The organism is Streptomyces luomodiensis (assembly GCF_031679605.1).
Taxonomy (GTDB): Bacteria; Actinomycetota; Actinomycetes; order Streptomycetales; family Streptomycetaceae; genus Streptomyces; species Streptomyces luomodiensis.
In genome coordinates, this window is sequence record NZ_CP117522.1 from 2434414 (window position 1) to 2447984 (window position 13571).

The window sequence follows — 13571 nt, forward strand, 5'->3', positions numbered from 1 at the left end:
GAGGTGGCCCGTCAACGGGGTAGCCCGATGCCGCGCTGGCGGACGCGGCGCGCGGCGAGCCGCTCGTCCGGGTCCTGGGCGCGCAGCGCGGCGAGTTCGTCGCCCAGGAGACGGCCGAGGCGGCCGAGGAAGGCGTCGGCGGTGCGGGAAGCGTCAGGGGTCCGGGCGGTGTCCCGGTCCGTCTCCCCGTCCGCCTCCCCGTCCTCCTCCACGATCCGGTCGACGATGCCCTGGGCGAGGAGGTCGGCGGAGCGTACGCCCTGGCGGGCGGCGACCTCGTACGCCCGCTCCGTGGTGCGGTGGAGGATCGCGGAGGCGCCCTCCGGCGGCAGCGGCGACAGCCAGGCGTGGCGCGCCGCGACGACCCGGTCGGCGGGCAGCAGCGCGAGCGCGGCGCCACCGGCGCCCTGGCCGAGCAGCAGGCAGAGGGTGGGCGCGGGCAGGGTCACCATGTCGGCGAGGCACCGCGCTATCTCCCCGGCGAGCCCGCCCTCCTCGGCCTCGCGGCTGAGCGCGGCGCCCGCGGTGTCGATGACGGTGAGCAGCGGCAGTCCGAGCTCGGCGGCGATCCGCATCCCGCGCCGCGCGGTCCGCAACCCCGCCGGCCCCAGCGCCTGCCCCTCCCCCGGCCCGTCGGCCGTGTCGCCCTTACGGGCACTGCGCCGGTTGTGGCCGAGGACGACGCAGGGCGTCCCGCCGACGCGGGCGAGCGCCAGCAACAACCCGGGATCGTGCTCGCCGGCCCCCGTGCCGCTGAGCGGGCTCACATCCTCGGCGGCGACCCGCAGTAGATCCCGCAAACCGGGCCGTTCGGCCCGCCGCGACGCCCGGATCGACTCCTCGGCGGACGGCACCGCCGCCCCCACCTCTGCGTCGTCGGGTGCCCCGCCGCCCCCTCCCGCCCCGGCGAAGGCAGTGACCCCGGCCTGATCGTGCACGGCCCCCACGCCCCCGGCGCCCCCGGCCGCGACATCCCCACGCCGACCGCCCGCTCCCGCCCTGGGCAGAGCGCCGGAGGGCGGGGCCGGCGTCGGGGCCGCCGACCCCGCCTCCACGGCATCGGCACCACTCGCGTCCCGCTCAGCGCCACGCCCGCCAGGCACCACGTGCCCGTGAACGGCCGACGAGGACCCAGCCTCCGGATCCCACCGGCCCGCGCCACCACCGAACGCCTCCGCCTCACCACTATCGGCGCCACGAGCGACCGACGGGCCACCCCCGGCCGCGATACCCCCGTGCCGCCCCGGCGTCCCGCTGGGCGCGTCACCCGGTGTGCCGGGCGCGGGCCCGGTGGAGGCCCCGCCTGCGTCCCTCGGCTGGTCGGGGGCGAGTGCCGCACCCGCCGTCGGGGCGGGGCCGGTCGCGGCGTCGCCCGCGCAGAGAACCCTCAGCACGCGTGCCGCCACGCCCGACAGGCGGCTCAGCGGGAGGACCGCGTCGATCAGGCCGTGGTGCATCAGGTTCTCGGCGTTCTGCACACCGGGCGGGAACTCCTCCCCGTACAGGGCCTCGTGCACCCGCGGGCCCATGAAGCCGATGAGGGCCCCCGGCTCGGCGGCGGTGACGTGGCCGAGGGAGCCCCAGGAGGCGAGGACGCCGCCGGTCGTGGGGTGGCGGAGGTGCACGAGGTACGGCAGGCCCGCCGCCTTGTGGTCCGTGATCGCCGCGGCCACCTTCACCATCTGAAGGAACGCGACCGTACCCTCCTGCATCCGGGTCCCGCCCGACGCCGGTGTCGCCAGCAGCGGCAGTCGCTCCGCCGTGGCCCGCTCCACGGCCCGTACCAGCCGCTCCCCCGCGGCGACGCCTATCGAACCGGCCAGGAAGCGGAACTCGCAGGCGACCAGCGCCACCCGGCGCCCCTCGATACGCCCCTCACCGGTGATGACCGACTCGTCCAGCCCGGTGCGCTCCCGGGCCCGCTCCAGGTCGGCCCGGTAGTCGGGGTCCTCCGTGGTGATCTCCACCGGCTCGTCCCAGCCGTACCAGCTGCCGGGGTCGACGACGGCCTCGATCAGCTCACGGGCCGAGGCGCGGGAGAGGCGGGAGGCGCAGGAGACGCGGGGTGAGTTCGTTCCGGTCATGTGTGTCACCTTTCCACGCCGCCGAGCCTGCGCAACCATCGGCGATCACCTTGAGTACCCCCGGGACCGGCCCAGGACCGGCCCAGTCTCAGCTCCGCCTGAGCTGCTCCTTAACGGCGCCATAAGAGCGGTGGACCGGCCGGTGGTCGGGGCTAGCGTGCTCCGCGTCACCCCCACCGAAGGAGTCCCCGACGATGACCGCTCGTGCTACCGCTCGCCGCAGAACCGCCCGCATCGCCGTGCTCGGCACGGTGCCGCTCGCCCTCATCGCGCTGAGCGCCGACCCGGCCTCCGCGCACGGTTCGATGACGGACCCGGTCAGCCGGGTGTCGGCATGCTTCGCGGAGGGTCCGGAGAGCCCGGACTCGGCGGCCTGCAAGGCGGCCGTCGCGGCAGGCGGCACCCAGGCGCTCTACGACTGGAACGAGGTCAACATCCCGGACGCCGCCGGACGCCACAAGGAGATCATCCCGGACGGGAAGCTGTGCAGCGCGGGCCGCGACAAGTACAAGGGCCTGGACCTGCCGCGCGCCGACTGGCCCGCCACCGCCATGACGGCCGGTGAGCACACCTTCACCTACCGGGCCACCGCGCCCCACCGGGGCAGCTTCGAGCTGTACATCACCAAGGACGGCTACGACCCGACGAAGCCGTTGACCTGGGCTGACCTGGAGGCGGAGCCGTTCGCCAAGGTCACCGACCCCACGTTGCAGAACGGCAGTTACGTGTTCACGGGGAACGTGCCCGACAAGTCGGGCCGCCATCTGATCTACAGCATCTGGCAGCGTTCGGACAGCCCGGAGGCGTTCTACACCTGCTCGGACGTGACGTTCGGCGGAGACGCGGCCGGGACGAAGACGAACTCCGCGCCGGCCGCCGTCGCGCCCGATGACACGCAGATAGCGGAGGGCGCCGAGAAGTCGACGGTCGATCACCACGGGCACGGCGGTGACGGCGGTGACGGCGGCGCCGAGGCCACCCACCAGCCGAAGACGGCGGACGAGAGCGCGGAGGGGACGGAGACCAAGGCCAAGAGCGCCGAGGCCATGGCCGCGAGCACCGGCCCGCGACAGGACGGGAGCGCCGCCGACGGGCAGCGGCTCGCCGAGACCGGGGGCGACGGCTCCACCACCCCCATGGCCCTCGGCGGCGCCGCGGTCCTCGCCACCGGTGCGGCCGTGCTGTTCGCCGTCGGCAACCGCCGCAAGGCCGTACGCCGCGGCCGCGGCTGAGGCTGTCGCCGGCGCCAAGGCGCCGGCCCTGATGAAAGCGGAGCCGGTTCCGGGGCCTACGGCAACCCCGGGACCGGCTATCCGCGTTTCGTCACTCCGACAGGGGTCCGTCTAGAGCTCGTCGTCGGCCAGCGCCGCGTCGAGGGCCGCCGTGAGCCGCAGCAGCCGCGCCCGCAGATCGATCGCCTCCTCGGCGTCGAGGCCGCTGGCCTCGATCGCCTTCAGGGGGACGACCTGGGCGCGCTCCTTCAGCGCCGTCCCCTCCGCCGTCAGCCGGACCGTCACCGAGCGCTCGTCGTGCGCGCTGCGCTCGCGCTGGACGAGTCCGGCCGACTGCATCCGCTTGAGCAGCGGCGAGAGGGTACCCGAGTCCAGCCGCAGGAACTCCCCCAGCCGCTTGACCGGCATCTCCCCGTGCTCCCACAGCACGAGCATCGCCAGGTACTGCGGATAGGTCAGCTCCGTGTCGCGCAGCACCCGGCGGTAGAGGCCATCGAAGGCACGGGAGGCGGCGTGCAGGGCGAAGCAGAGCTGCCGGTCGAGCCGGAGCAGCTCGTCGGCGGGAGGCAGCGACGCCTCCGGGGCGGCGGTGCGGTCAGTCGTGCGGTCGGGCTGATGCGGCATGTGTCCAGCGTACCCTTTAGTTGTGCGCAACTTAATTGTGTGCTGTACTTCCGTCCGGAGGCAGGGCGCACCGAGCACCCGCCTCCCTCCGACTGCCGGAACACGAAAGGGATGGTCTTCATGGACGCGCTCTACACCGCGGTGGCCACGGCCAACGGACGCGACGGCCGGGCCGTGAGCTCCGACGGACAGCTCGACCTGCCGCTGGCCATGCCGCCCGCCCTCGGCGGCAGCGGCCAGGGCACCAACCCCGAGCAGCTGTTCGCCGCGGGCTACGCCGCCTGTTTCGCGTCCGCGCTCGGCCTCGTCGGCCGCCAGGCCAAGGTCGACACCAAGGACATCTCCGTCACCGCGGAGGTCGGCATCGGCAAGGACGAGGCGGACGGCGGCTTCGGGCTCAAGGTGACGCTGCGCGTCGAGCTGCCGAGCGAGCTCGAGAACGAGACCGGCCGCAAGCTGGTCGAGCAGGCGCACCAGGTGTGCCCGTACTCCAAGGCGACGAGGGGCAACCTCGAGGTCGAGCTCGTCACCGAGTGACCGGGTAACACCCAACGGCCCGGCGGACGGCGCGCCCTGCTCGTACGGAACGAGGCAGGGCGCTCATCCACGCGCGACCAGGGGTCAGTCGTCCGAGGCGCAGGTGGTCGGGGTGGCGTGCTCCGGAATCGCCGCCCTCGTCGAGGCGCCGCAGGAAGCCCGAGCCGACCACCTGGTCCATGAGCGCCGGGGTGCTCTCGGCGATGAGGTCGCCGGCCCCGGGGAAGTAGTCCAGGAGCTTCGTCAGACCCGGACAGGGTGGTGCCGTGGTTGGAGGGGGCGAAGCCGACCAGGGCGTTCACCTTCGGAGGAACGTTTACGCCGTTTTCACGCCACGTCCAGGAATCCGGCGGGCCGGATCGCGGAGTCGCCGAAGCGGGCGCGGGCCCGGTCGGCGGCGGCCTCCAGGCGGCGTGACTTCTCGTCGGCGGGGTCGAACGTCAGCTGGTGCGGGGCGAGTTCGGCATCCACCAGCCCCTCGACGCGCAGCGCCACCGACCGCACCCGGGCCCGCTGCAACCCGAGCGCGTCGTGCAGCGCGTACGCGGCGGCGGTCAGCGCCGGGGTGTGCGCGGTCGGCTCGGTCAGGGTGCGGGAGCGGGTGGTCGTGGAGCGGTCGGCGTAGCGGACGGTGAGGCTGAGCGCGGTGGCGACCTGCCCGCTGGTGCGCAGCCGGACGCCGAGCCCGTCGGCGAGGGTGAGCAGCGCGCGGCGCCTGCGGACCGGGTCCAGCTCGTCGTGCCGGAAGCGGTGTTCCGCGCCCATCGCACGGGCGGGGGCGTTCGGGGTGACCGGCGCCGGGTCGACACCGCGCGCCCACGCGTGGACGCGGCGCGCGGTCGCCACGCCGAGGATCCGCTGGAGGGTGGACAGCGGCGCGGCGGCGATCCGCGCGGCGCTGTCCAGCCCGTACGCGCTCAGGGTGCGCGCGGTCGCGGGGCCCACCCCGGGCAGGGCGGTGGGCGGCTTACGGGCCAGGAACGCGGCGACGGCGTCCGGATCGCCGGGAACGGTACGGACGGAACCGGCCGCACGGCCGGACCGGCCGCCCTCGGGGCCGGAGGCGTCGGACTCCTGGGCGGCCATGCGGGCGAGCATGGGGTTGGCGGCGACGCCGACGGTGCAGTCCACGCCGTACCGGGCCAGCGCCCGGACCCGTACGATCTCGGCCAGCCCCGCCGCGTCCCGCCCGAAGTACCGCAGCGCACCCCGCACATCGGCCAGCGCGGCATCGGGCGGCAGCGCCTCGACGACGGGCGTCAGCTCCCCGAGCAGGGTGAGCAGGCCCTGGTAGACGTCCTCCCCGGGCGTGGGATGGAACCGCACGTACAGCACATGCGGCACGTCATCGGACCGTTCCGGACCGTCGGTCCGCCCCCGGCCCGCATCGCCCCGGGCCCGGCCACCGGCCGACGCGTCCCCGCCCGCCTCGTCCGCCTCGTCCTCCGGCCCCCCGGCCGCCGCCCCCGCGTCCGCCTCGTCAGCGCCGCCCGGGGTCCGGCCCCGGCCCCCGCCTCCGCCCGCCTCGTCGTCGAACTGGTCGAACTCCTCGGCGCCACCGCTGGGTTCACCGGTCGCCGAACCCGCCGCCGCACCGTCAGCGGGCCCCCCGGGTGCGGCGGCACCGGCCGAGGGGTCGGCCGGGCGTGCGACGGGGGCGGCCGAGGAGACCGCACCCGTACCGCCGGGGACGCCCTCCCCCGCCACGACCGACGACTGGCTCGGCGCGGGCGGGCGGGCATCGGCCGCATGGCCGTCCTCCGCCCCACCCCGGGGCACCGCGCCATCCAGACGCACGCGCTCCCCCGGCCCGGCCCCGCCCCGCGCCCCGGGTGCGAGTGGTCCGGCCGACGCCGGTGGGGGTGCGGTGGCCCGGATACCGAGCGGGACGACGCCGACCAGGGGCATGGCGGACGGGACCGCACCACCACCGGCCCCGAGCGCGGACCCGCCCTGACACGGCTCGGCCCGCAGGACGGGCCCGTCCTGGCACGGCTCGGCCCCGAGCACAGGCCCGTCCTGGCACGGCCCGACCCCCAGCACCGGCCCGCCCTGACACGGCCCGACCCCCAGCGCGGGCGAGGTGGCGGCGGACGTACGGCGGGGCTGCCGCCCCTTCGGCGCGTTCATCCCGCGCTCCCCGGACTCGCGTGCCACAGCTTGCGGCCGGTCGCGGCCTGGTCGCCCGCCGGCCGGAGGTCGGCCCAGGGGTGCATGGCGTAGCCGGTGGGCATCTCGATGCGGCGGTCGGAGCCGGCGTCCGCCCCGGCCGTCTCCGCCCCCGCCCCGGCCAGTTCGGCGGCGACCGCCTCGAGGCCGCCCTCCTTCCTGAGCCGGGCCAGTTCGGCGAGGTTCCACACGGCCGAGCCGACGACGCTGAGGCTGCGCGGGCCGCGCCGCTGGACCACCCCGCGCACGAGGAGCAGCCAGGAGTGGAAGACGGTGTGCGCGCAGGCCGCGTGGCTGTCGTCGAAGAAGGCGCAGTCGACCAGCCCCGTACCGTCGTCGAGCGTGATGAAGATGACCCGGCGCCCCGAGCGGATCGGCGGGGTCTGGGTGGCGGCCTTGGCGCCGGCGACGAGCACCGTCTCCCCGTGCGGCGCGTCGCGCAGCCGCTTCGCGGGGATCGCGCCCAACTCCTCCAGGAAGTCCCGGTGGTCGCCCATCAGATGACGGGAGACGTCCATGCCGAGGATGCCGAGTTCGGCGCCGAGGCGTTCGTCCGCGTCGAGGTCGGGGAGTCCGGCGGGGGCGGCGGGGCCGGTTTCGGCCAGCGGAAGCTGGCCCTCGGCGTTGTGCCGGGCGGCGGCGCCCCGCTGCTGCCGGTGCAGTTCGGCGATCTGTAGCAGCAGGTCGCGGCGGCTCGCGCCGAACGCGTCCAACGCGCCGACCTGGGCCAGCCGTTCGGCGACCGGCCGCCCGGGGTGGGCGCGCAGCCACAGGTCCTGGAGCGAGGAGTACGGCTGTCCGGCCACGATCCGCTCGGTCTCGGCCTCGCTGATGCCGTGGACGTCGCTCAGCGCCAGCCGGATCCCGACGCCCTCATGACCGCTCTCATGACCGTCCCCATGACCGCCCTCATGACCGCCCTCATGACCGTCCCCATGACCGCCCTCGTGGCCGCCCTCATCATTGGCGTCCTCTTTATTACGGCTGTCATGAGAACCGCCAGACGTCAGTTCGATTCGATAGGCGGCCCCCGACCGGTTCACGTCCAACGGCAGGATCGGCACCCCGCGCCGCCGCGCGTCCGCCAGCAGCAGCCGCTTCGGGTACATCCCGGGGTCATGGGTGAGCAGCCCGGCGTAGAAGGCGGCCGGATGGTGCGCCTTGAGCCAGGCGGACTGGTACGTCGGGACCGCGAAGGCGACGGCGTGCGCCTTGCAGAAGCCGTACGAGCCGAACGCCTCGACGATCTCCCAGGTGCGCTCCCGTACCTCCGGCGCATAGCCCCGTTTCTCCGCCTCCGCGTGGAACCAGGACCGCACCCGCCCCTGCCGCTCGGGGTCGGACAGCGCGCGCCGCGCCTCGTCGGCGAGGTCCCGTTCGCAACCGGTCATGATCGACACGATCTTGATGATCTGCTCGTGGAAGACCACGACCCCGTAGGTCTCGCGCAGCGCGTCCGCCAGGTCCGGATGCGGATAGCGCGCGGGTTTGCGGCCGTGCCGGGCGTCGATGAAGGGCCGGACCATGTCGGCGGCCACCGGACCCGGCCGGAAAAGCGATATGTCGACCACGAGGTCGTGGAAGGAGGTGGGCTGGAGCCGGCCCAGGAGATCACGCTGACCGGGCGATTCGATCTGGAAGCAGCCGAGCGTCTCGGTGGAGCGGATCAGGTCGTAGGTGGCCGGATCGCCGGGCCGGACCTGACCGGGGTCGTCGAGGTCCACGTCCCGCCCGGTGGTCCGGCGGATCTCCGCGACCGCGTGCGCCATCGCGGACTGCATCCGCACACCGAGGACATCGAGCTTGAGCAGTCCGAGCTCCTCCACGTCGTCCTTGTCGAACTGCGACATGGGAAAGCCCTCGCCGCTGGTCGGCACGATGGGGGTACGGGCCGGCAGCCCGGCGTCCGAGAGCAGCACTCCGCAGGGGTGCATGGCGATGCCACGGGGCAGCCCGTCGAGCGCCTCGACCAGTCCCCAGAACCTGCTGAAACGTTCCTGTCCTGCGGTCGCCTCGCGGAGCGCCCGCAGCTCGGGCAGTTCCTCGAGCGCCGCGCGGGCATCCCGGGCGCGGATGTGCGGGAAGGACTTGGCCAGCCGGTCCACCTCGGCCGGGTCCATGCCGAGCGCCGCGCCCACGTCCCGTACGGCATGGCGCACCCGGTAGGTCTCGGGCATCGAGACGGTCGCGACCCGCTCCGCCCCGAACCGCTCGAAGATCGCGCGATAGACGTCGAGCCGCCGCGCGGACTCCACATCGATGTCGATATCGGGCAGCGCGGCCCGCCGCACCGACAGGAAGCGCTCCATCAGCAGGCCGTTGGCGACGGGGTCGGCGTGGGCGATGCCCAGCAGATGGTTGACGAACGACCCGGCGCCGGAGCCACGGGCGGCCACCCGGATGCCGAGCGCACGGGTGTCGTCCACGACCTGCGCGACGGTGAGGAAGTACGAGGCGAAACCGAGCCGTTCGATGGTGCGCAGCTCGTCCTCCAGCCGCTCCCAGCGCGCCCGGTCGCGGTCGTACCCCCGCAGCACCATGGCGGCGGCGCAGCGCGACCGCAGCACCCGCTCGGCGCTCCGCCGCCCGGCCCCGACCAGACGGGGCTCGGGGAAGTGGACGCTGCCCAGGCCGATGTGGCCCTCGGGGTCGACCAGACACCCGGCGGCGGTGCGCCGGGTCTCCTCCAGCAGCCGGTACGCGGCATCCCGCCGCATCCCGGCCGCCGCCACGATCAGCTCGGCCGCCTTCGCCATGTCCCGGGGGCCCTTGAGCCAGCGCTCACCGCTGTCGAGCGCGCCGGGGTCGCGCGGGTCGATGGGAACGAGCCGGCGGGCCGCGTCCAGGACGTCGGCGACCGGCCCCTCCCCCGGGTCCGCATAGCGGACGGCGTTGCTCAGCACGGCCGGTATGCCCTGTTCGGTGGCGAATCCGACGGTACGGGCGGCGAGCCGCAGCGAACCCGGGCCGGTGCCGGCGCGGCCGTGCCAGACGGCTTCCAGCCGCAGCGCGTCACCGAAGAGTTCCCGCCAGGGGGTGATCAGCTGCTCGGCCCGGTCGGGGCGTCCGGCGGCCAGGGCCCGGCCGACGTCGGAATCCGGGCCGAGCAGCACGGTCAGCGGGGCGAGCGCGCCGGCGGCGCCCACCAGATCGCGCCAGTGCAGCAGGGGCGGCCCGGCGCCGTTGGTCCGGGCGGTCCCGGGGTGGGCGAGCCCCGCATGGGCGGCGGAGACCAGCCCGCACAGCGCGGCCCAGCCCGCCGCGCCGTCCCGGGCGAGGAAGACCACCCGGGGCGCGGACTCGTCGATGAACGCCCCGCCGCGCACCGGCGTCCGGCGCCGGGCGGTACGCCCCGGCTCCGGGGCCTCCATCCGTACGGCGAGGTCCACCCCGAAGAGCGGCCGCACCCCCGCACGCTCACACGCCCTGGCGAACCGCACCGCCCCGGCGAGGCTGTCGCGGTCGGTCAGCGCGACCGCGTCCATGCCACGCTCGGCGGCGCGCTGCGCCAGCCGCTCCGGGTGCGCGGCCCCGTACCGCATGGAGAACCCGGACGCGGTGTGCAGATGCGTAAAGCCCGGCATCCACACCTCCCGCTGCTCGCACCCCCTGCCCGACCCTGCTTGTCCCACGCCCCACCATAACCCCATTCTCGAACAGGCGTACGAGTTGGTTCGGCGGCCTTCCCCGTCCACCATAAGCACATAAAACGACACCAAGTTCCGCGTGTCGCCTTCGGAAGCGGCGGAGCCGGGACGCGACAGCCTCACCGGGGCGGCGCGCGGCGTTCCGCATCGAAACATCCGCCGCACGCGACAATAAGCCACCGAACGACTACTTGTAGCGACCGGAAGTGCTCGATCGGCGTGCGCTCTTGACGCGTACCGCGTAAGGCTCCGTCCGGTATCTGCAACCATGAGCAAGGGAGTGTTCGACATGCGGAAGACCACTGGGGCGATCGGGCTGGGAGCCGCTCTGACCGTGAGCGCCGTGCTGGGGATCGGCACGAGCGGCACGGCGAACGCCGAGCCCGTCAAGCCGAAGAGCCTGTACCCTCCCTCCGCCCTGGTCCTCACCGTCGGCTACGGGGCCGACGCGGCCACGGCCAGGGTCCAGCGGGCGGTCACGCTGAGCTGTCGCCCCACCCCCAGCGGCACCCATCCGGCCCCCGCCCAGGCATGTGCCGAACTCCGTTCCGTGAACGGCACGTTGGGCCGGCTGCGGACCGGTGCGGAGCCCGGCCGGGTGTGCACCAAGGAGTGGCGTCCGGTCACCGTCACCGCCGAGGGGGTCTGGGACGGCCGCCGGGTGTCGTACGCGCACACCTTCGCGAACAACTGCTTCAAGAACGCGGCCCCGACGGTGATCTTCGAGTTCTGACCGGCTGGGCCCATCCGACCGGCTGAGCCCAGGCGCGTTCCGCCCGGCCGCACCACAGAACAGGCCCCCGGACACCCTCCACGGGTTCCGGGGGCCTGCTGATGTTCTGTTCCGTACCGCTCTACTCGGCCCTTCAGCCGATCTCGGCGCCGAACGCCTGGAGCGCCTCCGGCACCGGCTGGAAGAAGGTCTCCCCGCCCGAGGAGCAGTCACCGCTGCCGCCGGAGGTCAGGCCCAGCGCCGTGTCGCCCGAGAAGAGCGCGCCGCCGCTGTCGCCGGGCTCGGCGCAGACGTTGGTCTGGATCAGCCCGGAGACCGACCCCTCCTGGTAGTTGACGGTCGCGTCGAGGCCGGTGACCTCGCCGTCGTGCACCTGGGTGGTGGAGCCGCTGCGCGTCACCGTCTGACCGACCGTGGCGTCACCGGCCTTGCTGATGGCCTGGGTGCTGCCGTTGTAGAGGTCGACCTCGCTCGGGTGGTCGGTGTCCGCGGTGTACTTGACCAGCCCGTAGTCGTTGCCGGGGAACTCGCTGCCCGCGTTGGTCCCGATCTCGCCGCCGCCCTGCGAGTCCGACCAGCTGCTGATGGCCTCGGTGCAGTGACCGGCGGTCAGGAAGTACGGCTCGCCGTCCTTGACGACGTTGAAGCCGAGCGAGCAGCGTCCGCCGTCGCCCCAGATGGCGTCGCCACCCGCGATGAAGGTGGAGAACTTCCCGGCCGAGCGCTTCACCTCGACCTTGTCGCCGAGCGCGTCGGTGACCTTCTGAAGCGCGTTCAGCCGGTCGCCCTTGACGGTGCTGTCCGCGGTGACGACGACCTTGTTGCTTCTGGGGTCCACCGACCACGAGGTGCCCGGAATGGTGGCCTTGTCCTTCAGCGTCTGACGCGCCTTGCCCAGCTCGGCCAGGGTGTACTTGACCAGCTTGGCCTCGGCTCCGGCCTCCCGGATCCGGTCCACGGCGCTCTCGTCGACCACGTTGACGACGAGCTTCTTGGCCTTGGCGTCGTAGTACGAGCCCGCCGTGTCGCTCTTGAGCGTGGCGGTGAGGGTGTGGGCGAGCTTTCCGGCGGCGGTGACCGAGAGGGTCTCCGGCTGGGCCTCACCGGGCGCGGCGTTGGCGCTCTGGAGGGTGATCCCCGTGGCGACCAGGGCCGCTATGCCGGCTCCGGCAATGGCGACACGACGCTTCGGTATGCGGCGGTGCTTCAACTCTCTGCCTTCCAGTGGGGGGTTGGGCCGTCGGCAGTGGGGTGCCAGGGCCCGGAGGGCGTAACGACATGCCGCTTCTCCCCACGCAGGGGCGCGTTCATGCCAAATTGCGCCGTCGAGTATTCCCACCACGACCGGGCTCGCACAAGGGGGCGTTCACCTCATGGGCGTGAAATGTACCCTGCGGCCCCGAGTCCGGACATGCCGGGGCCCGCACACCTCATGGGTGTACGGGCCCGATCAGGCGCATCCGAACGGAACGTCACACCTCGCGGATCTCCCCAGCTCAGCGCCCCGCCGACAGCTCCTCACTCCCGGCGGGGCGCTCCTCACGACCCCCTCTCGCGGCTCACCGGTCCACGGTGTGCGCCTCCGGTTCCGGCTCGCGCTCGGTGATCCTCGGCATCGCCGGCCGGGCGGACTGCGCGGACTGGGCGGGTGCGGCCTCCCGCTCCGGAGCGGCGGCCGGGGCGCCGCCCTCCGTACCGCCCGCCACGCCGCCGTCCGTCCGGGCCGCCCCCTCCGGGAGCTCCTGCTGTCCCTTTTCCAGGAAGCGCAGCAGCTCGACCGGGATGGGCAGCACCAGCGTGGAGTTCTTCTCGGCGGCGACCGCCATCACGGTCTGGAGCAGCCGCAGCTGGAGGGCCGAGGGGGTGTCGGCCATCTGCGAGGCGGCCTCGGCCAGCTTCTTCGACGCCTGGAGCTCCGCGTCCGCGTTGATGACCCGGGCGCGGCGCTCCCGGTCGGCCTCCGCCTGGCGGGCCATCGACCGCTTCATGGTCTCCGGCAGCGACACATCCTTGATCTCCACCCGGTCGATATGGACACCCCATCCGACGGCCGGGCTGTCGATCATGAGCTCAAGGCCCTGGTTGAGCTTCTCGCGGTTGGAGAGCAGATCGTCCAGATCGCTCTTTCCGATGATCGACCGCAGCGAGGTCTGGGCCATCTGGGAGACGGCGAAGCGGTAGTCCTCGACCGCGACGAGCGCGTCGGCCGGGTCCACGACCTTGAAGTAGACGACGGCGTCGACCCGCACCGTCACGTTGTCCCGGGTGATGCCCTCCTGGGCGGGCACGGGCATCGTCACGATCTGCATATTGACCTTGTAGAGCCGTTCGACGAACGGGGCGATCATGGTGAAACCCGGCCCCCGGATATCCGAGCGCAGCCTCCCGAGCCGGAAGACCACCCCCCGCTCGTACTGCTTGACCACCCGGGCCGCGGCCAGCACGCCCAGGGCGCCGAGGCAAGCCAGTACCACTACCAATGTCACGAGCGCGTCCACCATCACGGCCACCTGCCGTCCGTATCGCGAACAATGCCCCGTATGGG

The 13571-nt window shown here is 73.7% G+C and carries 9 protein-coding genes and 1 pseudogene; 3 read left to right on the forward strand and 7 right to left on the reverse strand.

Annotation, left to right across the window (positions count from 1 at the left end):
- Positions 1–11: 11 nt before the first annotated feature.
- Complete coding sequence (locus PS467_RS10385; protein ID WP_311035026.1) at positions 12–2084, reverse strand: carboxyl transferase domain-containing protein; 2073 nt, start codon at positions 2082–2084, stop codon at positions 12–14.
- A 194-nt stretch (positions 2085–2278) separates the two neighbouring features.
- Between PS467_RS10385 and PS467_RS10390 the strand changes: the two genes are divergently transcribed.
- On the forward strand, positions 2279–3316 hold the full coding sequence (locus PS467_RS10390) for a lytic polysaccharide monooxygenase (RefSeq protein ID WP_311035027.1): 1038 nt from the start codon (positions 2279–2281) through the stop codon (positions 3314–3316).
- Between the two features lie 111 nt (positions 3317–3427).
- Here PS467_RS10390 and PS467_RS10395 read toward each other — a convergent pair whose 3' ends face one another.
- Entirely contained in the window at positions 3428–3940 is a 513-nt protein-coding gene (locus PS467_RS10395; RefSeq protein ID WP_311035028.1) for a MarR family winged helix-turn-helix transcriptional regulator, read from the reverse strand.
- A gap of 120 nt (positions 3941–4060) precedes the next feature.
- Between PS467_RS10395 and PS467_RS10400 the strand changes: the two genes are divergently transcribed.
- Positions 4061–4477 (forward strand): organic hydroperoxide resistance protein, encoded by a 417-nt coding sequence (locus tag PS467_RS10400; protein WP_311035029.1) that lies wholly within the window; start codon positions 4061–4063, stop codon positions 4475–4477.
- Between the two features lie 124 nt (positions 4478–4601).
- Here the strand turns inward: PS467_RS10400 and PS467_RS10405 are convergent.
- From PS467_RS10405 to PS467_RS10415, 3 genes and pseudogenes are all read right to left on the reverse strand, one after another.
- Positions 4602–4782, reverse strand: a pseudogene (locus tag PS467_RS10405) (lipase); the annotation flags it as partial.
- 22 nt (positions 4783–4804) lie between these two features.
- A complete protein-coding gene (locus PS467_RS10410) occupies positions 4805–5821 on the reverse strand; it encodes a DNA polymerase Y family protein (RefSeq protein ID WP_311039809.1) in 1017 nt (338 codons plus the stop codon).
- Positions 5822–6603: 782 nt separating this feature from the next.
- Positions 6604–10230 (reverse strand): DNA polymerase III subunit alpha, encoded by a 3627-nt coding sequence (locus PS467_RS10415; protein ID WP_311035030.1) that lies wholly within the window; start codon positions 10228–10230, stop codon positions 6604–6606.
- A gap of 352 nt (positions 10231–10582) precedes the next feature.
- Here PS467_RS10415 and PS467_RS10420 point away from each other — a divergent pair, with 352 nt between their 5' ends.
- Positions 10583–11026 (forward strand): subtilase-type protease inhibitor, encoded by a 444-nt coding sequence (locus PS467_RS10420; RefSeq protein WP_268971159.1) that lies wholly within the window; start codon positions 10583–10585, stop codon positions 11024–11026.
- 133 nt (positions 11027–11159) lie between these two features.
- Here the strand turns inward: PS467_RS10420 and PS467_RS10425 are convergent, their stop codons facing one another.
- Together PS467_RS10425 and PS467_RS10430 are read right to left on the reverse strand one after the other, a co-directional pair.
- Positions 11160–12236 (reverse strand): S1 family peptidase, encoded by a 1077-nt coding sequence (locus PS467_RS10425; protein ID WP_432280562.1) that lies wholly within the window; start codon positions 12234–12236, stop codon positions 11160–11162.
- 349 nt (positions 12237–12585) lie between these two features.
- On the reverse strand, positions 12586–13527 hold the full coding sequence (locus tag PS467_RS10430; RefSeq protein ID WP_311035031.1) for a slipin family protein: 942 nt from the start codon (positions 13525–13527) through the stop codon (positions 12586–12588).
- Between the last annotated feature and the right edge of the window lie 44 nt (positions 13528–13571).

Excerpts from the sequence above, each read along its gene's own strand:
- PS467_RS10385 (WP_311035026.1), bottom strand. The coding sequence starts at position 2,084 with ATGACCGGAACGAACTCACCCCGCGTCTCCTGCGCCTCCCGCCTCTCC.
- PS467_RS10390 (WP_311035027.1), top strand. The coding sequence starts at position 2,279 with ATGACCGCTCGTGCTACCGCTCGCCGCAGAACCGCCCGCATCGCCGTG.
- PS467_RS10395 (WP_311035028.1), bottom strand. The coding sequence starts at position 3,940 with ATGCCGCATCAGCCCGACCGCACGACTGACCGCACCGCCGCCCCGGAG.
- PS467_RS10400 (WP_311035029.1), top strand. The coding sequence starts at position 4,061 with ATGGACGCGCTCTACACCGCGGTGGCCACGGCCAACGGACGCGACGGC.
- PS467_RS10415 (WP_311035030.1), bottom strand. The coding sequence starts at position 10,230 with ATGCCGGGCTTTACGCATCTGCACACCGCGTCCGGGTTCTCCATGCGG.
- PS467_RS10420 (WP_268971159.1), top strand. The coding sequence starts at position 10,583 with ATGCGGAAGACCACTGGGGCGATCGGGCTGGGAGCCGCTCTGACCGTG.
- PS467_RS10430 (WP_311035031.1), bottom strand. The coding sequence starts at position 13,527 with ATGGTGGACGCGCTCGTGACATTGGTAGTGGTACTGGCTTGCCTCGGC.